Annotated in this window: 4 protein-coding genes; 2 read left to right on the top strand and 2 right to left on the bottom strand. The window is 73.1% G+C overall.

What is annotated here, in order from left to right:
* The coding region (locus tag ACYVE9_RS17595; protein WP_461028830.1) for a serine hydrolase domain-containing protein at positions 1 to 1,050 on the top strand (1,050 nt) is incomplete at its 5' end.
* A 62-nt stretch (positions 1,051 to 1,112) separates the two neighbouring features.
* Here ACYVE9_RS17595 and ACYVE9_RS17590 read toward each other — a convergent pair.
* Positions 1,113 to 1,400, bottom strand: coding sequence for a hypothetical protein (locus ACYVE9_RS17590; protein WP_461028829.1), 288 nt, complete (start codon positions 1,398 to 1,400; stop codon positions 1,113 to 1,115).
* 93 nt (positions 1,401 to 1,493) lie between these two features.
* On the opposite strand from ACYVE9_RS17590, the gene ACYVE9_RS17585 reads away from it, so the two are divergent.
* Entirely contained in the window at positions 1,494 to 2,543 is a 1,050-nt protein-coding gene (locus ACYVE9_RS17585; RefSeq protein WP_461028828.1) for a helix-turn-helix transcriptional regulator, read from the top strand.
* Between the two features lie 45 nt (positions 2,544 to 2,588).
* On the opposite strand, the gene ACYVE9_RS17580 is transcribed toward ACYVE9_RS17585, so the two are convergent.
* On the bottom strand, positions 2,589 to 4,235 hold a 1,647-nt coding region (locus tag ACYVE9_RS17580; RefSeq protein ID WP_461028827.1), incomplete at its 5' end, for an ABC transporter ATP-binding protein.

The raw sequence follows: 4,235 nt of genomic DNA, 5'->3' as shown, positions 1-4,235 counted from the left end.
GCCGCGACCCGGTCCGCCCTGGAGCGGCTGGTCGCCGGCGGCATCCCCGTCGCCGAGGCGCTCACCACCACCGCCACCGGCAGCTGGTTCGACCACGCGGGCGTCGCCGACCTCCGCACCGGGCGGGCACGCCAGGTCGCCGACCACTTCCGAGCCGGCAGCATCACCAAGACCTTCGTCGCCACCGTGCTGCTGCAACTCGAAGCCGAGGGCGCACTCGACCTGGACGACACCGTCGAGCGGTGGCTGCCCGGCCTGCTGGACGCCAACGGGTTCGACGGCCGGAAGACCACCGTGCGGCACCTGCTCCAGCACACCAGCGGGCTGCCCGACTACACCGCCGACCGGGAGGTCCTCCACCACCTCACGACCGGCTTCGACCAGCACCGCTACCGGACCCGCACCGCCCGGCAGCTGATCGGCACCGCGCTGCGCCACCGCCCCGACTTCCCGCCCGGCACCGGCTGGTCCTACTCCAACACCGGCTACCTCGTCGCGGGCCTCGTCATCGAGCAGGCGACCGGCCGCAGCTGGGCCGACGAGGTGCGCTCCCGCATCATCGGACCGCTGCGGCTGACCGGGACGTCACTGCCCGGCACCCGCACCACACTGCCCGGCCCGCACCCGGTGGCCTACTCCGCGCCCGGCGCGGACACCGCCGGCGGAGGACCGCGCGACGTCACCCTGCTCAACCCCTCCTGGGCGGGGGCGGCCGGCGAGATCGTCTCCACCGTGACCGACCTCAACCGCTTCTACCGCGCGCTGCTGCGCGGTGAACTGCTGCCCGACGCCCAGCAGTCCGCGATGTTCGACAGCGTGCCGCTCGACCCGGCGGGAACCGCCGGCTACGGTCTGGGCGTCGAGTCGCGGACGCTCTCCTGCGGCACCACCGTCTGGGGCCACGCCGGTGACATCCACGGTTCCGCGGCGCGGACGCTCGGCACCGCCGACGGTTCCCGCGTGCTGACCTTCCACCTCAACGGCGACTGGCTCACCGGCTCCGCCCGGGAGACCGCCGTCACCGAGGCCGCCTTCTGTGGCGCCGGCTGACGCTTCCCGGCCGACGCTTCCCGGCCGACGCCGACCGCCGACGCCGACCCCCGGGCCGCCGCTCACCCCTCCTCGGCGGTCTCCAGGATCCGGGTCCGCGGCTCCCCGACGAGCGCGGGGGCATTGCCGGGTGAGGACCACACCCGGGTCCTGAGGAAGCCGAGGAACCGCTCGGCCTGTTCCGCGGTGCCGAAGTCCAGGTCGACCACCACGTACGCGGGATCGTCGACCGGCCGCTGGACCCGGTGCCGCAGCACGCCCGCTTCCTCCCGGGCGGGCGCGAACCGGTCGAACGCGGCCTTCCACACGGCGAAGTCCGTGATCGGATGCTCGATGTGCAGGGTTGACATGACTCCTCCTCGGTGCGATGCCCCCATGGTCGGCAGTGCCCGGGGGCCCGGCACATCCCAGAAGTGTGGGAAGTCTCGGCGTACGCTCGGACCATGGCTGGTCCCGCCGTGTACGCGCGGTCGCATGAGCGTGTCGTCCGCTGCTGCGAGGTGGGCGGGGACTCCCGCCGGCTACGCGCCCGGATCCTCGACGAGATCAGCACGGCGGTGGCGTTCGACGCGTACGCGTTCCTGCTCACCGACCCGGAGACCTCCGTGGGGTGCGCACCGCTCGCGGACGTTCCATGCCTGGCCGAGCTGCCCCGGCTGATCCGCCTCAAGTACCTCACCGAGGTCAACCGGTGGACGGCGCTGAGCGGCGCCGCCCTGCTCAGCGACCACCGGGATCCCTCGGACAGCCTGCTGTGGCGCGACATGCTGCACGAGTACGGGGTGCGGGACATCGCCTCGACGGTCCACCGGGACCGCTTCGGCTGCTGGGGGTTCCTGGACCTGTGGCGGTACGACCGGCCTTTCAGCCACCCCGAGCGCAGTCACCTGACCCGCCTCACCGAACCGGTGACCACCGCGCTGCGCCGCAGCCAGGCGGACACCTTCCGGGTACGGTCGTCGTCGCCCGCCACCCCGCGCCCCGGCCCGCTGGTGCTGCTGCTCTCCCCCGACCTGCGGGTACTCGGTCAGACCCCGGCGGCCCACACCTACCTGAGCACGCTGGTGCCGCCCGCGCCCGGCCGCCCGACGGTCCCCGCGAGCGCATACAACGTCGCCGCCCAGCTGCTGGCCGTCGAAGCGGGAGCCGACACGAGCGCGCCACGCGCCCGGGTACACCTCAAGGACGGCCTGTGGCTGACCCTGCGCGCCGCCCGGATCGGCGGCGGAGAACCACCGCACCGGCGCGACATCGCCGTGACCATCGAGGAGACCTCGCCGACCGAGCGGCTCGCCGTGTTCACCAGGGCGTTCGCCCTGAGCGACCGGGAGGGCGAGCTGCTCTGCCGCCTGGCCCGGGGCGACGACAGCCACGCCGTGGCGCGTCGGATGTTCGTCTCCGAGTACACCGTGCAGGACCACCTCAAGTCGATCTTCGCCAAGACCTCGACGCACAACCGCAGAACGTTGCTCGCCCGCGCTCTCGGAACGTGATCACCCGGCACCGCTCACGGAAGCGGAAGCACCGGGTGCCAGGTGTCAGCTGAGGCTCTCCCGCCAGGCCCGGTGCAGAGCGGCGAACCGGCCGGTGCCGGCGATGAGTTCGGCGGGCGGGCCGTCCTCCACGATGCGGCCGTCCGCCATCACCAGCACCCGGTCCGCGACCGCCACCGTGGACAGCCGGTGCGCGATGACGATCGCGGTGCGCCCGCGCAGCACGGTGTCCATCGCGTGCTGCACCGCCCGCTCGCCCGGCACGTCCAGCGAGGACGTCGCCTCGTCCAGGATCAGCACCGCCGGGTCGGCCAGCAGGGCCCGCGCGAACGACACCAGCTGCCGCTGGCCCGCCGAGATCCGGCCGCCGCGCTTGCGCACGTCGGTGTCGTAGCCGTCGGGCAGCGCGGTGATGAAGTCATGCGCCCCGATCGCCTTCGCGGCCTGCTCGACCTGCTCGCGGGTGGCGTCCGGGCGGCCCAGGGTGATGTTCTCCGCCACCGTGCCGGAGAACAGGAACGCCTCCTGCGTCACCATCACCACACCCCGCCGCAGCTCCGTCGCGGAGAGGTCCCGCAGGTCCGTGCCGTCCAGCAGCACCCGCCCCGACGACGGGTCGTAGAAGCGGGCCAACAGCTTGGCCAGCGTCGACTTGCCCGCCCCCGTCGAGCCCACCACGGCCACCGTCTGGCCGGCCGGGATCTCCAGGTGGAACGGCGGCAGCACCTCTCCGCCCGTGCGGTATCCGAAGCCGACGTCCTCGAACGTCACCGCACGGCCCGGCCGCCCCGACGCCCGCTCCGGCAGCGCGACCGGCCGCTCGGGCTCGGGAACCCCCGGGGCCTGCGCCAGCAGCCCCGCGATCTTCTCCAGCGAGGCGGCGGCCGACTGGTAGGAGTTGAGGAACATGCCGAGCCGGTCGATCGGGTCGTACAGCCGCCGCAGGTACAGCGCCGCAGCCGCGAGCACGCCCAGCCCCAGCGTGCCGTCCGCCACCCGGTAGGCACCCCACAGCACCATTCCCGCCACCGCCGTGTTGGCCGTCAGGCGGGACAGCACCACGTAGCGGGCCATCTCCAGGATGGAGTCCCCGTTCAACCGCAGGTGGTGGTCGTTGAGCCGGCCGAACGCGGCGTCGTTGGCCCGCTCCCGGCGGAACGACTGCACCGGACGGATGCCGTTCATCGTCTCGGCGAACTTCACGATCACCCCTGCGACCGCCGTCGACCGCTTCCGGTACACGCGCATCGACCGCTTCTGGAAATTGCGCACCAGCGCGAACAGCGGCACGAACGACAGCGCCGCCGCCGCGCCCAGCCCCACGTCGAGATACATCAGCATCGCGGAGATGTAGACCACCGACAGCACCACCGTCAGCAGCTCCTGCATGCCCTCGTCCAGCAGCTCCCGCAGCGACTCGACGTCCGTCGTCGCCCGGGAGATCAGCCGGCCCGAGGTGTACCGGTCGTGGAAGTCCACGCTGAGCACCTGGGCATGCCGGTAGATGCGTCCGCGCAGGTCCAGCAGCACCTGCTGGCTGACGCGCGCCGCCGCCCGGACGAACACGTACTGCAGGCCGCCGGAAGCCAGCGCGCACACCAGGTAGGCCCCGGCCACCGCAAGCAGCGGGCCGTAGCCGCCCGCGCGCAGCGCCGGGACCGCCCGGTCGAGCGCCACCGCCACCAGCAGCGG

Source organism: Streptomyces sparsus, assembly GCF_054776295.1.
The sequence above is the reverse complement of the archived record's forward strand: the minus strand, read 5'-3'. Positions and strand labels throughout refer to the sequence as shown.